General features: G+C 31.1%; 21 protein-coding genes. 14 read left to right on the top strand and 7 right to left on the bottom strand.

Annotation, left to right across the window (positions count from 1 at the left end; translation table 11 throughout):
• Positions 1 to 16 precede the first annotated feature (16 nt).
• Genes VRU49_RS07030 through VRU49_RS07020 form a run of 3 tightly spaced genes read left to right on the top strand, consistent with a single transcriptional unit; the run spans position 17 to position 1701 of the window.
• On the top strand, positions 17 to 568 hold the full coding sequence (locus tag VRU49_RS07030; protein ID WP_330146919.1) for an RNA polymerase sigma factor: 552 nt from the start codon (positions 17 to 19) through the stop codon (positions 566 to 568).
• Positions 569 to 602: 34 nt separating this feature from the next.
• Entirely contained in the window at positions 603 to 1235 is a 633-nt protein-coding gene (locus VRU49_RS07025) for a hypothetical protein (protein WP_330146071.1), read from the top strand.
• Positions 1236 to 1263: 28 nt separating this feature from the next.
• Positions 1264 to 1701 (top strand): hypothetical protein, encoded by a 438-nt coding sequence (locus VRU49_RS07020; protein WP_330146070.1) that lies wholly within the window; start codon positions 1264 to 1266, stop codon positions 1699 to 1701.
• Here VRU49_RS07020 and VRU49_RS07015 read toward each other — a convergent pair.
• The 3 genes from VRU49_RS07015 to VRU49_RS07005 are packed head-to-tail and all read right to left on the bottom strand — an operon-like array spanning position 1698 to position 5408.
• Positions 1698 to 4181: a hypothetical protein gene (locus tag VRU49_RS07015; RefSeq protein ID WP_330146069.1), complete on the bottom strand. Its 2484-nt coding sequence runs from the start codon at positions 4179 to 4181 to the stop codon at positions 1698 to 1700. The genes VRU49_RS07020 and VRU49_RS07015 overlap by 4 nt on opposite strands.
• 52 nt (positions 4182 to 4233) lie before the next feature.
• On the bottom strand, positions 4234 to 5037 hold the full coding sequence (locus tag VRU49_RS07010; RefSeq protein WP_330146068.1) for a GLPGLI family protein: 804 nt from the start codon (positions 5035 to 5037) through the stop codon (positions 4234 to 4236).
• Complete coding sequence (locus VRU49_RS07005; protein WP_330146067.1) at positions 5034 to 5408, bottom strand: hypothetical protein; 375 nt, start codon at positions 5406 to 5408, stop codon at positions 5034 to 5036. Before VRU49_RS07005 ends, VRU49_RS07010 begins: the two co-directional genes overlap by 4 nt.
• Before the next feature lie 128 nt (positions 5409 to 5536).
• Between VRU49_RS07005 and VRU49_RS07000 the strand changes: the two genes are divergently transcribed.
• Together VRU49_RS07000 and VRU49_RS06995 are read left to right on the top strand one after the other, a co-directional pair.
• Positions 5537 to 5866 carry a LytR/AlgR family response regulator transcription factor gene (locus VRU49_RS07000; RefSeq protein WP_330146066.1) on the top strand — a complete coding sequence of 110 codons (330 nt, stop codon included), beginning with the start codon at positions 5537 to 5539 and terminating at the stop codon, positions 5864 to 5866.
• 41 nt (positions 5867 to 5907) lie between these two features.
• Positions 5908 to 7095 (top strand): aspartate aminotransferase family protein, encoded by a 1188-nt coding sequence (locus VRU49_RS06995; RefSeq protein WP_330146065.1) that lies wholly within the window; start codon positions 5908 to 5910, stop codon positions 7093 to 7095.
• 73 nt (positions 7096 to 7168) lie between these two features.
• On the opposite strand, the gene trxA is transcribed toward VRU49_RS06995, so the two are convergent.
• Both trxA and dnaE read right to left on the bottom strand, forming a co-directional pair.
• Positions 7169 to 7486 carry a thioredoxin gene (trxA, locus tag VRU49_RS06990; RefSeq protein ID WP_330146064.1) on the bottom strand — a complete coding sequence of 106 codons (318 nt, stop codon included), beginning with the start codon at positions 7484 to 7486 and terminating at the stop codon, positions 7169 to 7171.
• Between the two features lie 68 nt (positions 7487 to 7554).
• The gene (gene dnaE / locus VRU49_RS06985; protein WP_330146063.1) at positions 7555 to 11979 is read right to left on the bottom strand and encodes a DNA polymerase III subunit alpha; all 4425 of its coding nucleotides are present in this window, start codon (positions 11977 to 11979) and stop codon (positions 7555 to 7557) included.
• 472 nt (positions 11980 to 12451) lie between these two features.
• Between dnaE and mdh the strand changes: the two genes are divergently transcribed.
• Both mdh and VRU49_RS06975 read left to right on the top strand, forming a co-directional pair.
• Positions 12452 to 13390: a malate dehydrogenase gene (gene mdh / locus VRU49_RS06980; RefSeq protein WP_330146062.1), complete on the top strand. Its 939-nt coding sequence runs from the start codon at positions 12452 to 12454 to the stop codon at positions 13388 to 13390.
• A gap of 45 nt (positions 13391 to 13435) precedes the next feature.
• Positions 13436 to 13858, top strand: coding sequence for a retropepsin-like aspartic protease (locus VRU49_RS06975; RefSeq protein WP_330146061.1), 423 nt, complete (start codon positions 13436 to 13438; stop codon positions 13856 to 13858).
• A 112-nt stretch (positions 13859 to 13970) separates the two neighbouring features.
• On the opposite strand, the gene gyrB is transcribed toward VRU49_RS06975, so the two are convergent.
• Positions 13971 to 15929, bottom strand: coding sequence for a DNA topoisomerase (ATP-hydrolyzing) subunit B (gyrB, locus tag VRU49_RS06970; RefSeq protein ID WP_330146060.1), 1959 nt, complete (start codon positions 15927 to 15929; stop codon positions 13971 to 13973).
• A 244-nt stretch (positions 15930 to 16173) separates the two neighbouring features.
• On the opposite strand from gyrB, the gene VRU49_RS06965 reads away from it, so the two are divergent.
• The 3 genes from VRU49_RS06965 to VRU49_RS06955 are packed head-to-tail and all read left to right on the top strand — an operon-like array spanning position 16174 to position 18046.
• Positions 16174 to 16776 (top strand): OmpH/Skp family outer membrane protein, encoded by a 603-nt coding sequence (locus VRU49_RS06965; protein WP_330146059.1) that lies wholly within the window; start codon positions 16174 to 16176, stop codon positions 16774 to 16776.
• A gap of 58 nt (positions 16777 to 16834) precedes the next feature.
• Positions 16835 to 17311, top strand: a complete 477-nt coding sequence (locus tag VRU49_RS06960; RefSeq protein WP_330146058.1) for a nucleoside deaminase — start codon at positions 16835 to 16837, stop codon at positions 17309 to 17311.
• 3 nt (positions 17312 to 17314) lie between these two features.
• Positions 17315 to 18046 (top strand): EcsC family protein, encoded by a 732-nt coding sequence (locus tag VRU49_RS06955; protein WP_330146057.1) that lies wholly within the window; start codon positions 17315 to 17317, stop codon positions 18044 to 18046.
• A 1-nt stretch (position 18047) separates the two neighbouring features.
• Here VRU49_RS06955 and VRU49_RS06950 read toward each other — a convergent pair whose 3' ends face one another.
• The gene (locus tag VRU49_RS06950) at positions 18048 to 18440 is read right to left on the bottom strand and encodes an RNA-binding S4 domain-containing protein (RefSeq protein ID WP_330146056.1); all 393 of its coding nucleotides are present in this window, start codon (positions 18438 to 18440) and stop codon (positions 18048 to 18050) included.
• A 70-nt stretch (positions 18441 to 18510) separates the two neighbouring features.
• On the opposite strand from VRU49_RS06950, the gene VRU49_RS06945 reads away from it, so the two are divergent.
• Genes VRU49_RS06945 through VRU49_RS06930 form a run of 4 tightly spaced genes read left to right on the top strand, consistent with a single transcriptional unit; the run spans position 18511 to position 21849 of the window.
• Entirely contained in the window at positions 18511 to 19329 is an 819-nt protein-coding gene (locus VRU49_RS06945; RefSeq protein WP_330146055.1) for a 2,3,4,5-tetrahydropyridine-2,6-dicarboxylate N-succinyltransferase, read from the top strand.
• A 39-nt stretch (positions 19330 to 19368) separates the two neighbouring features.
• Positions 19369 to 20487 (top strand): glycosyltransferase family 4 protein, encoded by a 1119-nt coding sequence (locus tag VRU49_RS06940; RefSeq protein WP_330146054.1) that lies wholly within the window; start codon positions 19369 to 19371, stop codon positions 20485 to 20487.
• Positions 20488 to 20504: 17 nt separating this feature from the next.
• Positions 20505 to 21296 carry a DUF5672 family protein gene (locus VRU49_RS06935; RefSeq protein ID WP_330146053.1) on the top strand — a complete coding sequence of 264 codons (792 nt, stop codon included), beginning with the start codon at positions 20505 to 20507 and terminating at the stop codon, positions 21294 to 21296.
• Positions 21283 to 21849, top strand: coding sequence for an L-threonylcarbamoyladenylate synthase (locus tag VRU49_RS06930; RefSeq protein ID WP_330146918.1), 567 nt, complete (start codon positions 21283 to 21285; stop codon positions 21847 to 21849). The genes VRU49_RS06935 and VRU49_RS06930 overlap by 14 nt, the downstream gene beginning before the upstream one ends.
• Positions 21850 to 21865 lie beyond the last annotated feature (16 nt).

The following is a 21865-nucleotide window of genomic DNA, read 5'->3' as shown; positions in this document are numbered from 1 at the left end:
AATTTTCGGAATGGCAATGGAAGACTCAGACATTTTAAATCAATTTCTAGATGAAAAAACTAAAAGTAATGGGTTCAAATTGCTTTTAGAAAAATATCAGCAAAAAATTTATTGGCATATTCGTCGTATGGTGATCAATCATGATGATGCCGACGACCTTGTTCAAGATACATTCATTAAAGTTTGGAAGAATATAGAGAAATTCAGAAGCGATTCACAGCTATACACTTGGATTTATAGGATTGCAACTAATGAATGTATCACTTTCTTAAATCGAAAGAAAATGAAAGGCAGTACTTCTCTGGATGAAGTAAGTACTGAATTAATGGATAATTTAAAAAGTTCAGAATACTTTGATGGCGATAAACTTCAAAGGAAATTACAATATGCCATTTTAACTTTACCAGAAAAACAGCGTCTAATTTTTAACATGAAATATTTTGATGATTTAAAATACGAAGAAATTGCAGATGTAACAGGTACGAGTGTAGGTGCTTTAAAAGCCTCTTATCATATTGCTTCAAAAAAAATCGAGAGTATTTTATTAAATGATGAAATTACTTTTTAAACCTTTTTGATTTAATTCTATCAAAAGAAACATAATGGATAATCAAGAACATAAGGATTGGGAAATTGAATTTGATTTTTTAGCAAAAATGCCTAAAAACAATTCTTTTGTAACGCCTGATAATTTCTTCAAAGATAGTGCTGAGCAAATAATTACTCAACAAACTATTTTAAATTATCATTCGAATCCTATGGATGCTTTTAAAACACCAGCTGGATTTTTTAATTCACAAAAAGAAAATATAGAAAGAAAAATAGAAATGTTGGAATCCCCATTAAATGTGGGCGGTTTTAAAGTTCCTTCAAACTATTTTGACGAATTAAGCTCTACTTTAATCAATAAAGTAGAAAACACTAAACCTTCAAAAAACAAACTATTAAGAATTTGGACTTCAGATTTCATGAAGTACGCAGCCGCAGCTTGTTTCATCTTAATTACGGCCACTGCTCTACTTTACGATAATAAAGAATATGAAGTTATTAACACTAAACAATCAGCAGCTTATTTTTCAGATAATGATCTTTATTATATAGATGAGCAAATGATTATAGATCATATAGATTTATCTTCAAGTGAAGACTTAAGTAATAATTTATCTTCAGCAGATGCTGAAAATTACATTTTAAATAATTACTCTACGAGTGAACTCATTGAAGAATATCATTAGTAACACACAAATTGAAGGAATAGGTCCCATGAAAAAATTAATATTAATATTTGCTGTAATAGCGTTACCACTATTGGCAGGTGCTCAACATTCTTCTAGAAATGGTGATGTTGAATCTTTTAAAATTGCTTGGATTACAGAAAAATTAGATTTGTCTGCTGAAGAAGCTAAAATATTTTGGCCAATTTATAATGACTATAATCGAGAGTTGAATACTCTTAGAAAAAATCACGCAAATAAATTAATCAGTTTTAGAAAGATTACTGAAATTAATGAGTTATCAGATGCAGAAGTTCAAATCCTGATCACCAGTGAATTAGATTATAAACAAAGAGAAGTAAATATCGAAAAAAGATACTACGAAAAATTTAAGTCTTCTCTTCCAATAAAAACTTTAGCAAAATTTTATAGAGCTCAAGAAACTTTCAAAAAAGAACTCTTAAACAGATATCGCCCTAGAAATTAGAATCGATAACTTAATATAATATTAAATGCTCTAGGCGGAATTTGATATTGTATTTTTCGTTTCATAAACTCCTGAATATCCCAATAAACATATTCAGTTCCATTTAAAATATTAAAGGTTTTAAATGTAAAATCCAATCGCTTATTTATTTGAGAGCGACCTATTAAATTTATCAAAGGCCTAACTCTATTCTTGTCTCGGCTAATTTTATACAATGAGCTTTCAATAGCAATTGATGAAACTTTATTCAGTTTTAAATGAATTTTGATATTGTTATCTATATTTAAATTAGAATTTTTATTGTGATTGGAAACCGCGCTTACTGTCCTGAATAAAACACTCGATTGAAATTGAATAAAGCTATTGAAAGTACTTTTATAAGTTATTTTCTGCTGTTTATTACTAATAGTGTATAAATCCGATTTATTATTAAAACTCAAAATATAATTTCCTTTATTATAGTTAAAATCCAATATTAAAGTTCCATTTAAAGGCTGTAGATATTTACTTAAACTACTATTAATATAAAGTGAACCTAGAGGTGGATTAATGCTTTTATTCATAAAAAATTCAGCATTACTATAAATGACTTCCTCCCTTAAAGTTTGCTTTTTATTAGAGTAAAGGAGATTAAAAAACACTATAAATTGATTATATAAATTGGAATATAAATAATTAAACTTCCAACCAGAAAAATTTTGTAAGCCATCGCCTTCCCATCCAGAGGTATTCATGTTAAAATCAATCCTATACGGAATTGGCATTATATCTAAATTTTCGTACGGAGAATTTTCAGTATAAAAGCCAGCTTGGAACTTATGATTTAAATGAGGCTTATAAACAAGATCTATATTGAAATTTGCTCTAAACCCATTAAATCCCAATTTTTTATCTATATTTAATCTTCTACTACTTAGAAAATACTTAAGGTCCAAGTTGCTTTCTGCAATAATCTTAGAGAACTTTATATTTCTGTAATAATTTAACGTATGAATAATTCTGTTTAATTGAAATGAAGACTTTCCATTTAAATTATCAAAATAAAAAAATGTGTTATGGCTAGAACTGCGGAAATTATATCCTATTGTCTGATGCTGATTACTCCATTTTTTAATGTTCTTTAAATCAACACTATTCAAATAAACACTTTGTGAATAATTTTGACCTGAATCAATTAATGTAAATCTACCCCTATTCTCAGAATAATTTGCTTCACCCTTTATTGTCCAAATCTGAGCATCTTTATTTTTATAGATCCATTCCATATTTGAATTCATATAAAAATCATGATTTTTAAGTTTTATTTCTGTAAACGTATTCCTAGATGATATCAATTGATTGTAATTGTCTTTAAATATTCCTCCATCTATATTCATTTCTATACTAGAAAAGTTATTTTGAATTCGTTTATATTTAAGAGAATTTATTAGAGATAAATTATTATTAACATTATCTCTTCTATTTAACAAATTGAACGCTGAACTTTTTAAATCTTCAATTTCCATAGAAATAGAATTCATTTCCTTTAATAATCTACCATCAAGATTCAAACTCAATTTACCACCATTTTTCATGTTTAATATTGAGTTGCTTGAAACCAAATTGCTTTTTAATAGAGAGAGATTATCTTGTGCATAATTTTCAAATGTGGATTTTGAAAAAATTGGATTAACATAGAGATGATTTTTTTCAGAAACTTTCAAATGAGATTCATCAAAATGAGGTTGGCTATCCCATCCAACAATATTTACATATTTATTAGATCCAAAACTCATGTTTTCATAATCTAAACCGATCTTGCTTAAATTTCCAATATCCAATGCACCAGCATGAATGAATTTATTCTTGTAATCCTCTTTTATTTGTAAATCAATTACTACATCCTTAGAGTTCAAAAAGCCTTTTAATATTGGATTTTCAATATAATTTTCTGAAACTATTAATTCATTAAAATAATTCGCTGGAATCTTTTTTAAAGCCATTTCCATATTGGAATTGAAAATATCATCACCTTCAATTAAGATTTTTGAAACACTTTTACCTTTAAAATAAACCTTTCCGTTTTGTAAACTCAACCCTGGCAATTTATTAATGACTGATTCTAATCGATCAGATCCATATAATAAACCATCTAAATTATATATAGTTGAATCGCCCTTAATTTGAATCATATTTGGTTTAGAATAAATAATTGAGTCAATCTTTATAATAATTGATCTCAATCTTATGATTAAAGTATCTTTAAAATCATATTCCTTAAAACTTAAAATAAAGGAGGTGTCAAAAAAGTCGATAGCTTTAGCTTCTATAACTTTATCCTTTAATTCTGCCAAAATTAATTTAAACTCGCCTTTTAGGTTAGTATTGACTTTTTCTGAACCTCCCCCATTTATGTCCTTAAAATAAATATCCACTGCGGATATTCGATTGTTGTATTCATCAATCACAATTCCATTTAAAACCTTATTATTTAAATTCATTGATTGTTGCGCATTCAATTGGAAACAACAAAAAAATAAAACTGAAAAACATCTAATTTTCAAATAATGATCGTTCAAGCACATGAAATTTTGATTTAGAACTTATTTGAAACAATTTTGACCCACCAGAATTCGACGCCAAATATTTAGTCAATTGGTTTAATTTCTTTTTAAACTTATTGACATAATTCATTTGAGTAAGCTTGGTTTTTTCATCGGGCTTTTGAAAATCAACTTGGGATTCTACAATCTCTTGAGCAATAATTTGTAGCTCATTATCATGTTCCAATACCTCAAGAATTAATCCTGGTAATCCAGATAATTTCCATGGACCATAACCCTCTGGTAATTGATTTGCAAACCAGGCTGTATAAACTCTTCCTCTAAATTCGCCAACTGCTTTATGGCACTCATAGCCCAATATTAATTTGGTTGTATTGAAATCGATAACCCAGTTTATACTTAACATCTCGTCGATAACTAATACTGGTTGAGTTAATAAAAACTCGCGGTTATAATAAAAACCCTTTTCATAATCGCCATAATACAAGAATCCCTTCTCGTCCCTAAGCTTTACCCTTTCAAAGTTAAGATCGGTAATGGGAGATTGATCCGTAGCTTTAGTTTGACCATATTTATAAAGAGTGTGTTGACCATTAATTAATAATTCAGCATAATTAGTGTCCAATTGATTATTGAAATTTGTTATTTGAAGGTATTTTACAACCCTATTTTGGGCTAAAATTGGCGAGTACCAGCCAACCATAAATAGGCACGGAATTATGAACTTAAACCTACAAGAATAAGTTAAGTATGCTATTGTTTCAATAGCATACTTCAAGTTTAACGATTTCACTTAACTCCCTTTATTGCACTGGTAACATCACTAAGAATTTGATTGGCTATCTTTTTACCAGATTTAGCAATTTCTGCACAAGATCCAGTAACACTAACCTCAATTTCAAACTCAACAATTCCTACATTTACTGACCCCTTTACAGTAATTGTACAATTCAACTGAACATTTGGTACATTATTCTGGATGAATTCTTCTACCTTCTGCTCAATTTCCGCAGTGGTTAATGCATCAATACTTCCTAAATCCAAGATAAATTCTGTTTGGCTTTTAAGTTTTTCTAAACCCAAATTACTTGTTAAAGTTTTTGCACTTCCTTCACTCACCGTAATTGCAACTATTGCAATTAACATCATTACAACTTTTTTCATAATTTTTATTTTAAATTAAATTTATTAATCTAAAATTACTATAATTGTTTTTTAAAAACGATTATATTCTTAAACAACTATAAATTCAGCCTGAAAAGGCTGCTTTTAAGCATTAATTATTAATTAACATGAATACACTTTACTTAAAAGAGAGCTTATCAACAAGAAGATTATGGAAAATAGACCCCGAAGAGATCATATTTATAGAAAGCGATGGTCATTTTTTGAAAATCACCTATACTGAAGGCACAATTTCAATTTTAAAAAGTATAAAAGATCTACTTGAAATACTTAATTCATTTACTTATTTCCACCGCATTCACCGATCTTATATTATTTCAGAACGTTTTATTTTGTTTATAGACCAATATAATGTTCAATTAAAAAATGATATTAAAATACCGATTGGCAAAACATATAGATCTTCATTTTTAAGTAGAATTTTAAATCAGCATTAAACTTTATATTCAATGCCATTAGATAATACGTAAATTTGCATATGCTTACTAATAGACAATTGTTTCTACATCATAATGCTCAAACGAGTGATTCACCTTTATTACTTGAATTTAAAAGAGCATCTGGAGTTTGGATTTATGATATAAATGAAAAACCCTACATGGATTTAATTGCTGGAATAGGTGTAAGCAACCTAGGTCATTGCCATCCAAATGTAGTTAATGCTGTTAAAAACCAAGCTGAGACTTATATGCATTTAATGGTTTATGGCGAATATATACAAAATCCGCAAGTACAATTAGCGACCCTTTTAACTGCTCAACTACCCTCAAATTTAGATTCGTGTTATTTTGTTAATTCAGGAGCAGAAGCAGTTGAAGGGGCCATGAAGTTAGCAAAGCGTGTTACAGGTAGAAAGGAAATAATTTCTTGTAAAAATGCCTATCATGGTAGCACACAAGGGGCATTAAGTTTAATGTCTACTGACTATTTTAAAACTAATTTCAATCCACTTCTTCCAAATATAAATCATATTACTTTCAATGATTTTAACGATTTAGATAAAATAACTGAAGAAACAGCGGCCGTATTTATTGAGCCAGTACAAGGAGAAGCTGGAATTAGACCAGCAAAACAGGACTATTTAGTGGCATTAAGAAAAAAATGTAACGAAACAGGAACCTTATTGGTTTTTGATGAAATTCAAACTGGATATGGAAGAACAGGACATTTATTCTGTTTTCAAAAATACAATGTAATTCCCGATATACTCTTATTAGCAAAAGGAATTGGTGGAGGTATGCCAATAGGCGCATTTATATCGTCTAAAACCAATATGGATACTTTCACATCCAATCCTATTTTAGGACATATCACCACTTTTGGGGGGCATCCAGTTTCATGCGCAGCTGGTTTAGCTACTTTAAAAACCTTATTATCTGAGCAAATAGTTGATACGGTGGAAGAAAAGGGTGCTTTATTTGAATCATTACTTAAACACCCTAATATTATTTCATTTAGAAGATCTGGCTTAATGATGGCAATAGAGTTTAATGATTTTAAAACCAATAAACGCATCATTGATTTATGTATTGAAGATGGAGTTATTACAGATTGGTTCTTACATTGCGACAATTCATTAAGGATTGCCCCTCCACTTATCATTACTGAAGAAGAAATAAAATATGCATGCAACATTATATTGAAGCATATTGATTCCATAAATTAATTTTATCCATAAAAAATCCCTGATAGTAAAAACTATCAGGGATAATATTTATCAATCTAAATCTTACTAAAGATTATAATTGTTGATCTAATTTACCAGCTAAAACAGATTTAGGTACTGCACCAACTTGTTTATCTACAACTTCACCATTCTTAAAATATAATAAAGCAGGGATATTACGAATTCCAAATTGAGTAGAAATTTGAGGGTTGTTATCTACGTTAACTTTACCTATAATAGCTTTGCCTTCATACTCTTTTGAAAGATCATCAACAATTGGACCTACCATTCTACATGGACCACACCATTCTGCCCAAAAATCAACTAGGACAGGTTTATCTGATTTTAATACAACTTCCTCGAAGTTTGCGTCTGTAATTTCTAAAGCCATAATTTTTAATTTATCTTCAAATATATAATCAAATCTAATACCACTTTACAAATGGTGTCATTTTTACATTAATTTAACTTGTAATTTACAAAATTTAGTTTACCCAATGAATCTAAAAATTGATTATTTGGGTTAATCTTCAACCCTTTAGATGGAAGTTCCAACTTCAAGGAATTTTCTCTGTCATAAACCTCAAAATCTAATCTACAATCTTGCTTTTCAGTGTTTTCCTTATTCTCCTCCAAAATTTCATGAATAGCAGTCATAAACTCATCATTAATATCCTCAATTTGAACTTGGATAGTAATGCTTTTTGTCATCTTATCTCTTAATTCAGATAATAAGTTGATGGTTGAAATTTTAAATTCCCAATCTCCAGTTTTACCAAATCTTTCACCTACTCGACCGGTTATTCTTAAAAAATACCCTTCTGTTAAGTATTGTTTAAACTTAATAAAATCATCCCCAAACAAGGCCAATTCGCAAGAATCATCGTAATCCTCAAAAACAAAAGTACCAAAAGGTTTTCCTGTTTTTGTTATTCTTTGTGATGCTGATACCACTAATCCGCCGACTACTAGTTCTTTGTTTTTAAGTTGTTCAAACTCCAACATTAACTCTTCATCCTGATCTCCAGACCTTACTTTATTTATAATATTTAGGTGCTTTACAGAATTAGCGCAATAGTGAAGAAGTTCAAATCTATAATTATCTAAAGGGTGGCCTGACAAAAATATTCCAATCGCATCTTTTTCATATTTCAATCTATCTAGTAACCCCCATTCAGGACAAACTGGCATTTGAGGCTCCAAAATTAAATCGGCCTTAGAGCCTCCAAATAGAGATCCTTGAGATGTGGCATCATTATTTTGAAAGTCATTAGAATATTTAATCAGTTTTTCAATACCATTTAATTTATCATTTGGGCCAACATAAAAATATTGAGCCCTATGGAATCCAAATGCATCAAAAGCTCCACTATAAACAAAACTCTCGTATGCCTTTTTATTTACAATCCTCGTATTTGATCGCTTAGCGAAATCGAATAAATTTTTATAATTACCATTTTCGCGTTCACTTATTATACTTTCAACCGCCTTATCTCCTACTCCTTTTACTGCAGAAAGTCCAAATCTTACTTCTCCATTGCTATTTACAGAGAATTTCAAATCAGATTCATTTACATCTGGCCCCAATACCTTAACGCCCATTTGCCTACACTCTTCCATAAAGAAAGCCACTTGCTTAATGTCGCTCATATTATTGGATAATACAGCTGCCATATATTCTGCCGGATAATTGGCTTTTAAATAGGCCGTTTGATAGGCTATCCATGCATAACAAGTAGAGTGCGATTTATTAAAAGCATAAGAAGCGAATGCTTCCCAATCTTTCCAAATTTTTTCCAAAGCAGTTTTAGAATGCCCGTTATTTATTGCTTGCTCAATAAACTTTGGTTTCATTTTATCGAGTACATCCTTTTGCTTTTTACCCATTGCCTTACGCAATTGATCGGCTTCACCCTTTGTAAAATTAGCCAGTTTTTGAGATAAAAGCATTACCTGCTCTTGATAAACGGTAATACCATATGTATCCTTTAGATATTCCTCACAAGCATCTAAATCATATTTAATCTCCTCTTCGCCATTTTTTCTTCTAATAAATGAAGGAATATATTCTATAGGTCCTGGTCTATAAAGCGCATTCATGGCAATAAGATCATCGAACACAGTAGGTTTAAGTTCCTTCATGTATTTTTGCATTCCGGGCGACTCATATTGGAAAATACCTACTGTTTCTCCTCTTTGGAATAATTCGTATGTTTTTTGATCATCTATTGGAAATAAATCCGGATTTAACTGAATTCCGTGCCTTAGTTTTACCAAGCTTACTGTATCTTTAATAAGGGTTAGCGTTTTTAACCCCAAAAAGTCCATCTTTAGTAAGCCCGCACTTTCTACCACAGAGTTATCAAACTGAGTTACAAATAAATCAGAATCCTTTGCCGTTGCAATAGGAACAAAATTTGTAATATCATCTGGTGTTATAATAACGCCACAAGCATGAATTCCTGTATTTCTCAAGGAACCTTCTAGAACAATTGCCTTTTCAATAATTTCAGAACCTAAGTTTCCTGCCTTTGATAATGATTTTAATTCTAAAACCTTTTCATGTTCATCTGGTCGTAAAGACGATTTTAATTCCTTTTCATCCAATGAAAAAATCTTTGCCAATTTCATATTCGGAATAAGCTTGGCTATCTTATCCGCTTCAAACAATGGCAAATCTAAAACCCTAGCTGTATCTCTTATTGAAGATTTTGCAGCCATAGTTCCATAAGTAATAATTTGAGCTACTTGATTGGACCCATATTTTTGAATAACATAATCCATTACCCTACTTCTTCCCTCGTCGTCGAAATCGATATCAATATCGGGCATAGAAACCCTATCTGGATTTAAAAAACGCTCAAATAGAAGATCATATTTTAAAGGATCTATATTGGTAATTTTTAAGCAATAAGCAACCACAGAACCCGCAGCAGAACCCCTTCCAGGGCCAACAGAGACATCCATCTTTCTAGCTTCTGCTATAAAATCTTGTACAATTAGAAAATAGCCAGGATAACCTGTCCGTTCAATGGTATTTAACTCAAAATCTATTCTTTCGATAATTTCTGGAGTTAAATCATTGTACCTCTCCTTTGCTCCTTCGTAAGTTAAATGTCGCAAATAAGCATTTTCACCACGCTTACCGCCATCTAATAAATCTTCCTCCACTTTAAACACTTCAGGAATATCAAATTTAGGAAGCAACACCTCTCTTGCTAATTGATAAGGCTCTACCTTATCTAAAACCTCCTGAATGTTTATAATTGATTCTGGAATATCTTTAAAGATTTTCTTCATTTCGGAAGCATCCTTAAAATAATATTCGTGGTTTGGTAATCCGTATCTATAGCCTCTTCCTCGGCCTACTGGAGTTGCTAATTTTTCACCATCCTTAACACAAAGTAAAATATCATGAGCATAAGCATCTTTTTTATTTACATAGTAAGTATTATTTGTGGCTACTATTTTAACATTATGCTTCTTTGAAAAATTAAGCAATGTTGCATTTACTCTATCCTCATCTTCTTGCTCATGACGGATAATTTCAATATATAAATCGTCCTTAAATTGTTCTTTCCACCATAGTAAAGCTTCCTCGGCCTGACGTTCACCAAGATTTAATATTTTAGAAGGCACTTCGCCATATAAATTCCCGGTTAAAACAATTAGATCATCTTTATATTGCTCTATTAAAGCTCTATCTATACGAGGTACATAATAAAATCCTTTTGTATAAGCTATTGATGATAGTTTAGCTAAATTATGATATCCATTTTTATTCTTGGCAAGAAATACAATTTGGTAACCATCATCTTTTCTGGATTTATCTAAGTGATTTGTACAAACAAAAAATTCACACCCAATTATAGGTTTAATTGGTTTTTCCTCTGCAACACCTCCACTCGCAATTAGCTCATTATTTTTAGCTTCAATTTTCTTATTAAAAGCATTTACCTGACTAACAAAATGAAATGCCCCCATCATATTTGCATGGTCTGTAATTGCAACTGCAGGCATTTTTAAATCAGCCGCCGCTTTTACCAAGGCTGGAACAGAAATCGTTGATTGTAATACCGAAAACTGTGTATGATTATGTAAATGAGCAAAAGCTGCATTTTCAAACGCTGCCTTTATTTCATCGCTCTCTACATAATCTCCAGAAAATTGCTGACTTGCCTTTTTCTTATATTTTTCTGAGGCTGATTTTAAGTTAACATGTTTTAATCCAACTGCTGCTATAACCGTAGGATTATTTTCTAAATAGCCTTCTAAAAATGAAGTATCTACTTGTAACTCCTCTACAGAATAAGTGTTCTGGCGCAATAATTCAAAAAAGCATCTTGCAGTTGCTTCAACATCGGCCGTTGCATTGTGAGCCTCATTAAAAGGTTGATTAAATAAATACGAATGAAGCTCAGTTAAGGTAGGAAGTTTAAATTTACCACCCTTTCCTCCTGGTAATTTCAATAATGAAGCGGTAACCTCTGTACAGGTATCTAATACAATTTTGCCTTCGAATGGGTCGCCTAAACTATTTCTTAAAAACTCTGCACCCATAATATTTAAATCGAACTTAATATTTTGTCCAACTATATATTTAGACTGAGCCAAAGCTTTTTGAAATTCAACAATTACTTGATTTAAAGATTGTCCCTCAGCCATAGCCAACTCAGTAGAAATACCATGTACTCGCTCAGAATCATAAGGAATATCAAATCCCTCTGGCTTAACCAAAAAATCTTTATGATCAATTAATTTACCATTGGCATCATGTAATTGCCAAGCAATTTGAATACATCTAGGCCAGTTATCTAGATCACTTATTGGTGCATTCCAGTTTCTAGGTAATCCAGTGGTCTCAGTATCAAATATTAAAAACATTATGGTGTATTATGTGAAGTTCAACGAATCTCAAATTTAATGAATTTGGATTCTAGAACCGATTTTAGTCCGTAGAATTTTATCAACAAATAGTAATATAAAACAAAAAATCCTTACTCAATTTTATTTGAATAAGGATTTACTAAAAATTATAATTAACACTTTGAGAAAATAATTTTCTAAGTCTTAATTTGGACTATTTTTTAAAACGCAGATGCACTTTAACTATCTAATTTGAACTATTAATATGACACTCAATTATAAAGAATGTTACAATATATTTTGAAATAATTGAAGAAAAATAAATGTCGATAATTGGTTTTATATAATTTTTTTATCACAATCTATTTTTATGAAAATAAACTTCAAAAACCATTTTACTAAACAAGCATAAATATCTAACTTAGTCAGCATAATAATTTTATAACAAATTTCTATTTTAACAAATAGACGAACATAATTTAAAATAAATATGAAAATTACAGTAGTTGGAGCTGGAGCGGTTGGCGCCACTTGTGCAGACAATATTGCAAGAAAAGAATTAGCTGAAGAATTGGTTTTATTAGACATCAAAGAAGGATTTGCTGAAGGAAAGGCAATGGACATGATGCAAACCATGACTTTATTAGGTTTCGACACTAAAATTAAAGGTGTTACCAACGATTATGCACAAACAGCAGGATCGGATGTTGCTGTTATTACTTCTGGATTACCGCGCAAACCAGGAATGACTAGAGAAGAGTTAATTGGTATTAACGCTGGTATTGTTAAAGGAGTTGCTGAGAATATTTTGAAATTTTCTCCAAATGCTATTATCATAGTTATATCTAACCCAATGGATACTATGACCTATTTAGCATTAAAATCTTTAGGTTTACCTAAAAACAGAATCATTGGAATGGGTGGAATCTTAGATAGCGCTCGTTTTAAATATTATTTAAGTGTTGCTTTAAATTGCAATGCTTCAGATTTACAAGGTTTTGTAATTGGCGGTCATGGTGATACAACAATGATTCCTTTAACAAGATTAGCTACTTACCAAGGATTACCAGTTAGCAATTTATTAGATGAGGCTCAATTAGAGAAAGTAGCAGCCGACACAATGGTTGGTGGTGCAACTTTAACTGGCTTGTTAGGCACTTCTGCTTGGTATGCACCAGGTGCTGCTGGAGCTGCATTAGTAGAAGCAATTGTTCTCGATGAAAAGAAAGTCTTTACTTGCTGCGTTGCTTTAGACGGAGAATATGGTCAAAAAGACATTTGCTTAGGCGTTCCTGTTGTGATTGGGAAAAACGGATGGGAAAAAATCGTTAATTATAAATTAAATGATGCTGAGCAAGCAAAATTCAATAAAAGTGCAGAAGCAGTAAGAAATATGAATGCTGTTCTTCACGATATGAAATTAGTATAATTTTATAATCTGCGGATAGTTTAACCTATCCGCAGATTTCTCAATATGCCAATCTTCAAAATACCAATTTCTATTATTCCTTTAGACGACAAAGGAATCCATTTACTGGTTAAAATCAATATTTTTAAAAAGGAATTTACTGCTGTTTTAGACACTGGGGCATCCAGAACAGTAATTCATAGAAATATATTAGAAGAGTTTTCAAATTCAATTTCCAATAATTCTAATTTACAAGCCAATACAATTTTTAGTACTACAGATACCGTTATTGCTGAAATACCCAAATTTAAAATTGGAAGATTTTTCATTAATAATTATCAAGCTATTGGCATTGATTTAGATCCAGTTACCGAAACCTATGCCTTATTGGGTCACCCACCTATTGCAGCAATTATTGGTGGAGATATTTTAAATGATTATCAAGCTGTAATCAATTATGCTAAAGCAGAGCTAAAACTTAAGAAATAGCCTTTTACAAAGCTTAACTTAAAAAATATAGCACAAATTATTAGAATGAATATTTAGTAAGCAACAATAAGTCAAAAAAAATCCCAACTTTTAGAGTTGGGATTTTTTTTATTTAAGCATCAATTTTCGCATACTTAGCATTTCGCTCAATAAATTCTCTACGAGGGGCAACTTCATCACCCATTAACATAGAGAAAGTTAAATCGCATTCTGCGGTACTTTCTATTGAAACTTGCATTAAAGTTCTATTTGCTGGGTTAAGCGTTGTATCCCAAAGTTGCTCAGCATTCATCTCTCCCAAACCTTTGTAACGTTGAACATGAACACTATCTTCTTTACCAGCACCTTTTAATCTTTGAACAGCAATATCGCGTTGGGTTTCTGTCCAGCAATATTCTTGATCTTTACCTTTTTTCACTAAATACAATGGTGGAGATGCAATATAAACATATCCAGCTTCAATTAAAGCACGCATATATTTATAGAAGAAAGTTAAAATTAGCGTTGTAATGTGTGATCCGTCGATATCCGCATCGGTCATAATTACAATTTTATGGTAACGTAGCTTGGTTAAATTTAAAGCTTTATCATCTTCTTCGGTACCAATACTTACGCCCAATGCAGTAAACATATTTTTAATCTCGTCGTTATCGTAGATTTTATGTTCCATTGCTTTTTCAACGTTCAAGATTTTACCTTTCAAAGGTAAAATTGCTTGATAATTTCTATCTCTACCTTGTTTTGCAGTACCACCTGCAGAATCACCCTCGACTAAAAACAATTCACATTTTTCTGGATCATTATCAGAGCAATCGGCCAATTTTCCTGGTAAACCAGAACCTCCCATAACCGATTTTCTTTGAACCATTTCTCTGGCTTTTCTTGCGGCTGCACGAGCAGTTGCTGCTAATATTACTTTGTTGATAATTAGCTTTGCTTCTTTAGGATTTTCTTCAAGAAATATACTCAATGCTTCACCTACAGCAACATCTACCGCTCCCATAACCTCAGAGTTACCCAATTTAGTTTTGGTTTGCCCTTCAAATTGAGGTTCTTGAACTTTAACAGAAACTACTGCTGTTAATCCTTCTCTAAAGTCATCTCCAGTTATTTCAAATTTTACATTTTTCAATAAACCAGACTTATCAGCATATGCTTTTAAGGTACGTGTTAAACCACGACGGAAACCAGCAATATGAGTTCCACCTTCATGTGTATTAATATTATTCACATAAGAATGCACATTTTCAGAATAGCCATCATTATATTGGAAAGCTAATTCAACCGGCACGCCTTGTTTAATTCCTTCAATATAAATTGGATCTGGTAAAAACGAAGCTCTACTTCCATCTAAATACGCAACAAATTCTTTTAATCCGCCTTCAGAATAGAAAGTTTCAGACAAAAATGATCCGTCTTCTAAAACTTCTCGCTCATCGGTTAATTTAAGTGTAATCCCTTTATTTAAAAAGGCTAATTCTCTTAATCTGCCAGCAAGCGTATCGTATTTATATTCGGTTGTTTGCGTGAAAATAGTTTCATCGGGCTTAAATGTAACAATAGTTCCTCGCTTATCGGTATCACCAATTTCCTTAACATCGTAAAGAGGCTTTCCTATATTATATTCTTGTACCCAAATTCTTCCTTCTCTATGAACCTCTGCTTTTAAATGCGTAGAAAGCGCGTTAACACAACTTACCCCAACACCGTGTAATCCTCCAGATACTTTATATGTATCCTTATCAAATTTTCCACCAGCGTGAAGCACCGTCATTACAATTTCTAATGCCGATTTATTTTCCTTTTTATTTATACCTGTAGGAATACCTCTACCATTATCCTCTACTCTAATTGAATTGTCTGCTAAAATCTTTACATCAATTGTATTTGCGTGACCCGCTAAAGCCTCATCAATTGAGTTATCTACAACCTCGTAAACAAGATGATGCAAACCTTTAACTCCAGTATCCCCAATATACATGGATGGACGCTTTCTTACTGCCTCCAAACCCTCCAAAACCTGGATATTATCTGCTGAATAATTCGACTTCAGCTCTTTTTCTTCATTCATATATTTTGTAATAGCTGTAAAGTATAAAAATACTCATTTTTTATGGAAAAATGGCAGTTGTTGATAAATAATTGAATGTTAAAAATGATAATATTTGAAATTGTATCGCTTACATTTTAGGATACTAAAAATTGATTTTATATTTGTTAAAATTATAATTTATAAAATCTATCTTGAGATCAGATTTTACATTTATCAACCAGCCTTACTTTTTACATTTAAAAAACTAACTAACAATAAATTCATGAAATTTAATTTCTTAAAAACTTCGTTAATGGTAAGCACTCTTGCGCTTACAACTGCCTTTGTATCATGCAAAGACAATGGATCTAATTCAGCTTCTAACTCAAAAGATTCTTCTTCAGTAAAAGCAGACCAAGAAGAAATCGTGTTCGTAAACTCAGACTCTTTACTGAATAACTATGCATACTTTAAAGATCTTCAAACAAAATTAGATGCAAGTACCAGTGCTGCAGAAAATGATTTAAGATCTAAAACCCAAGCTTTCCAAAGAGAAGTAAACCAATACCAACAACAACAAAATTCAATGCCAGCTGATCAACGCGCTGCTACAGAGCAACGATTAGCCCGCAAACAACAAGAACTTCAATCTTATCAACAAAACGCAGGCCTTGCGCTTCAAAATGAGCAAGGAACAGAACAAGTTAAATTATACAATCGCGTTGCTGATTATTTAAAAGTTTATGCTAAAGAAAAAGGGTTTAAAATGGTACTAACCTATACTAAAGGAAATAGTTCTATTTTATTCGCTGATGAAAAATTAGACGTTACTTCTGAAGTAATTAAAGGCTTAAATGAGGAATATAAAAAAAATCCTAAAAAATAACCTCTAAATACTTATTTTTAAAAATGCTTCTACCTTAAATAGAAGCATTTTTTTATATATGGAAGATTTTGAAGAAAAATTTATGCGCGAGGCTATTCTACTTGCGGAAGAAAATGTTACGAAAAAAATTGGCGGTCCTTTTGGTGCCGTAATTGTAAAAGATGGGGTATTAATTGCCAAAAGTGGAAATTTAGTTACCCAATCTAATGACCCAACTGCACATGCTGAAGTTGCCGCAATTAGACTAGCTTGTAAAAAATTAAACACTTTCGACTTATCAGGCTGTATTGTTTATACAAGTTGTGAGCCGTGCCCAATGTGCCTTTCTGCTTTATATTGGGCTAGAGTAGCCAAAATTTATTATGGAAATTCAAAATACGACGCAGCCGCGATAGGTTTTGATGATCAATTTATTTATGATGAATTAGAATTACCTCAAGAAAAAAGAAAGCTTAAAGTTCATCAAATTATGAGAAATGAAGCTTTAAATGCATTTAAATTATGGGAAAAAGATGTGAATAAAATCGAATATTAGTTGATGGATATAAACGAAAAGTATTTAGCGAATGTTAAATCTGATCTGAACAAATGGATAAATGAACAAAAGGTCAAACCTTCATTTTTTAATAAGATGACCCACTCCGTTCAGAATAAAATAAACAGTTATATCCCTCAAAAAGTCCACGATGGAATTACCAAAGTGATTAAATCAATGGTTCAATCGGTTCTTTTTGGCTCCCAACACACCACATCAACCCCATTACCCATTGAAACCAGTTTCATTCACAAAGAAGCATTAGTAAAATCAAAAATTGAAAGCTACCGAAATACTGGTGCAGTAGAAGGAGGAATTACTGGTGCAGGTGGCTTTTTAATGAGTGTTGCAGATTTCCCTGTTTTAATTGCCATAAAAATTAAACTATTGTTCGAAATAGCAAATATTTACGGGTTTGATGTCAAAAATTATAAGGAAAGAGTTTTCATATTATATATTTTTCAACTCGCTTTTTCTAGTCAACAAGGTAGAAATAAAACCTTCGAAATTATTCAAAATTGGGGTGATATAAATCAGGATTTACCTATAAATGAACAAGATTTTGATTGGAAAACTTTTCAGCAGGAATACAGAGATTACATAGATTTGGCTAAATTGGCTCAGTTAATCCCAATAATAGGTTCTGCTGTAGGAGCGATTGCGAATTACAAATTAATTCAAAAACTAGGAACTACAGCTATGATGTGCTATAGATTAAGAATTTTAAAAAATTAATCTAATTGTGTTTTTTATCTAACAATTCACCTATCTCTCTTCTATCTTTTTTAGTTGGTCGGCCCGCTCCTCTTTCCCTTTTTAAAATGGGCGCATTAAACATAGATTTAAATGAGGTAGTTTCTTCAACTGGAGTTATATCTTGATAATTTAATACTGCCGTTTTTGCATCTGTTCTATTTGCCTGTAAGGCCAAAACCTTAATTACTTTTCTTTCTATTCCCTTATGAATATGATATTCATCTCCAATTTTAGAAAAATAAGAAGGCTTAACAGCTTGCCCATTCATCTTTACTTTTCCACCTTTACAGGCATCAGCAGCCATCGAACGAGTTTTATAAATTCGTATCGCCCATAAATATTTATCTATCCTAACTTTATTATCATCCGCCATTCATCCAAAAATAATCATTAATTGATTTAAAAGCACATAATTTTAAGTAAATTGGAGAAATTTTTAGACAATGTTAACCGAATTAAGAAATCAAGTAGAAGCTGCGTGGGAAGACCGCAAGCTATTAGCTTATCCTGAGTATTGCGAAGCAATTGAACAAGTAATACAATTATTAGATAATGGAAAATTAAGGGTTGCCGAGCCAGTCCTAAATGGTTGGGGTATAAATGAATGGGTAAAAAAAGCAGTAATTCTTTATTTCCCAATCAGAACAATGGAAGTAATTGAATTAGGTCCATATGTTTACCACGATAAAATGAAGCTAAAAAAAGATTACCAAGAAAAAGGTGTTAGAGTTGTTCCTCCAGCTGTTGCTCGTTATGGTTCTTTCCTTGCTCCTGGTGTAATTTTAATGCCAAGTTATGTTAACATAGGGGCTTTTGTTGACGAAGGAACTATGGTGGATACCTGGGCAACTGTAGGATCATGTGCTCAAATTGGAAAGAATGTGCATCTAAGTGGAGGTGTAGGTATTGGGGGAGTTTTAGAACCTATTCAAGCAGCGCCTGTAATTATTGAGGATAATTGTTTTATAGGTTCAAGAGCAATTGTTGTTGAAGGTGTAAAAGTAGAAAAAGAAGCTGTTTTAGGAGCAAATGTTGTGTTAACTGCTTCTACTAAAATTATTGATGTAACCGGACCAGAACCAATAGAGTATAAAGGAATTGTTCCAGCTAGATCGGTAGTAATTCCAGGAAGTTATACTAAAAGTTTTCCTGCCGGAGATTATCAAGTACCTTGTGCTATAATTATTGGAAAAAGAAAAGAAAGTACAGATAAAAAAACTTCATTAAATGATGCATTAAGAGAAAACAATGTAGCTGTTTAAACAAATATCAAATAACTATATTATATTGCATCTATCTATATGAAAATTGGTTACGACGGTAAAAGAGCAACTAAAAATCTTACTGGACTAGGAAATTATAGTCGATGGCTTATTGAATCCATTTCAAATCTTTATCCTAATCATGAATATTTAGTATATACTAAAACTATAAATGACTCGCCTAGAGTAAAAAATTTTATAGGTTCTGAAAATATTAAAATAAAAACGCCTGTGCATAATAAATTCCTTTGGAGAAGAATGGGAATTATTAAGGATTTAATAAAAGATAGAATAAAAATATATCATGGCTTAAGTAATGAAATACCGTTCGGAATCCAACATTCTAAGATTAAAACGGTGGTTACTATTCACGATTTGATGTTTTTAAATTACCCTAAACATTATGGTTGGCTTGATGCGAAATTATACAATTGGAAATCTAAAAGCTCTTGTGATGCCGCAACTAAGATTATTGCAATTAGCGAAAATACCAAGAACGATATAATAAAGTTTTATAAAATCAATCCAGATAAAATAGAGGTAATTTATCAAAGTTGTCATGATCAGTTTAAGATCATGTTACATGAAGATGAGTTAAATAACATTAAAAACAAATATAATCTACCTAATAAGTATATTCTTTATGTTGGAACAGTTGAAAGCAGAAAAAATCTCGCCGCTCTAGTTAAAGCACTTTCAAAAGTTGATGAAGATTTAAAGTTAGTTGTAGTAGGCAAAAAGAAAAAATACTTCTATAAAATTATCGAGCCCCTTATCAATAAATTAAACTTAGATTCAAGAATTTTATTTTTTGAAAATCTAGAATTTATTGATTTACCAGGGTTTTATCAGAATGCTGAGGTTTTTGTTTTACCATCTTTTTATGAGGGATTTGGAATTCCAATTATAGAAGCATTATATTCGAACATTCCAGTAATCACATCATTAGGATCATGCCTGGAAGAGGCAGGTGGTCCAGACAGCAAATATGTTGATCCCAATGATGTTGATGGAATAGTTTTAAACATTAATTTAATAACACACAATAAAGAAATTAGGGAAAACATGATTCAAAAAGGACGATTATTCGTAGAAAAATTCGACACTACAAACCTTTGTAAACAATTAATGGATTGCTATAATAGCATTATAGATTAAATTAATTTAGAGAATTAATGAAGCGTCCTTGTATTGTAGTTTTTCCAGTTTACAAAAAACCTACTGAATTAGAACTTAATTTTTTAGAAAATGGCTCTAGAAAATTAAGCAATTATGATCAAGTTATTGTTTGTTCTAATAAACTGGATATAGATAAATCTTTTGGTAATTTAACTAAATTACCTATTGTAAGGTTTGATTGTTCGTATTTTGAGAACATAAAGGGTTATAATAAATTAATGTTGAATACCGATTTTTATAAATCGTTCATTAATTATGAATATATATTAATTCATCAACCTGATGTGTTTATTTTTAAAGATGAACTTAAATATTGGTGTTCAAAAAATTATTCTTACATAGGCGCCCCTTGGTTAAGAAAAGACGATTCTAAATTAAAAGAATTCGTAAATTCACTTAGAAAAATTGCACAACCAAAATATGGTTTAAAGCATAATAAAGTAGGAAATGGTGGGTTTTCATTAAGAAATGTTTCAGATTTTTTAGAAATTTTGAATATGGCACCAACAAATATTTTGGAAGAATATAAAAACAAAACGCATCATTTATACAATGAAGATGTTTTTTGGTCTATTGTTTCAAAAAATATTAATCCATTATTTAAGATTCCAAATTATTTAGATGCATTAGAATTTGGCGTAGAGTTTGAACCTCAAAAAGCATATAAAATTAATCAAAATCAACTTCCATTTGGATGTCATGCACCTGCAGTTCATGATTTGCATTTTTGGAAAAAACATATTCCAATTTTAAATAACCATTATTTAATTCAGTCTGATGAAAAATGAAATTGAAAAAGCTTTAGAAGTTATCCGTAATGGTGGTGTAATTCTATATCCAACAGATACTGTTTGGGGTTTAGGTTGCGATGCAACAAATGAAGAAGCTGTAGAAAAAATCAAGAAAATTAAAGGTAGATCAGACAATCAAAGTTTTATAATTTTGGTTGATAATGACCATAGAATTGCTGGTTATGTTCAAGATGTCCCAGAATTAGCCTATGATTTAATAGAATACACTGAAAATCCACTTACAATAATTTTTTCTGGCGCAAAAAATTTAGCCAAAAATGTAATTAATAAAGATGGAAGTGTTGGCATAAGAGTGGTTAAACATCCCTTTTGTGAAACCTTAATTCAGAGATTCAGAAAAGCCATAACTTCCACATCAGCAAATATTTCTGGACAACCCACACCGGCAACTTTTCAAGAAATCTCTCCTGAAATTTTAGAAGCTGTAGATTATGTGGTTAATGTTGATCAAAATATTACTACTCCTAAAAAATCATCAACAATAATGAAATTATCACCAAATGGTGAGTTTCATTTTATACGCAAATAAGTTTTCTTAATTTTGT

Source organism: Pedobacter flavus (assembly GCF_036324285.1).
In the GTDB taxonomy this organism is placed as follows: domain Bacteria; phylum Bacteroidota; class Bacteroidia; order Sphingobacteriales; family Sphingobacteriaceae; genus Pedobacter; species Pedobacter flavus.
Note: the sequence above shows the minus strand (reverse complement) of the source record. Positions and strands in the feature narration are given on the sequence as shown.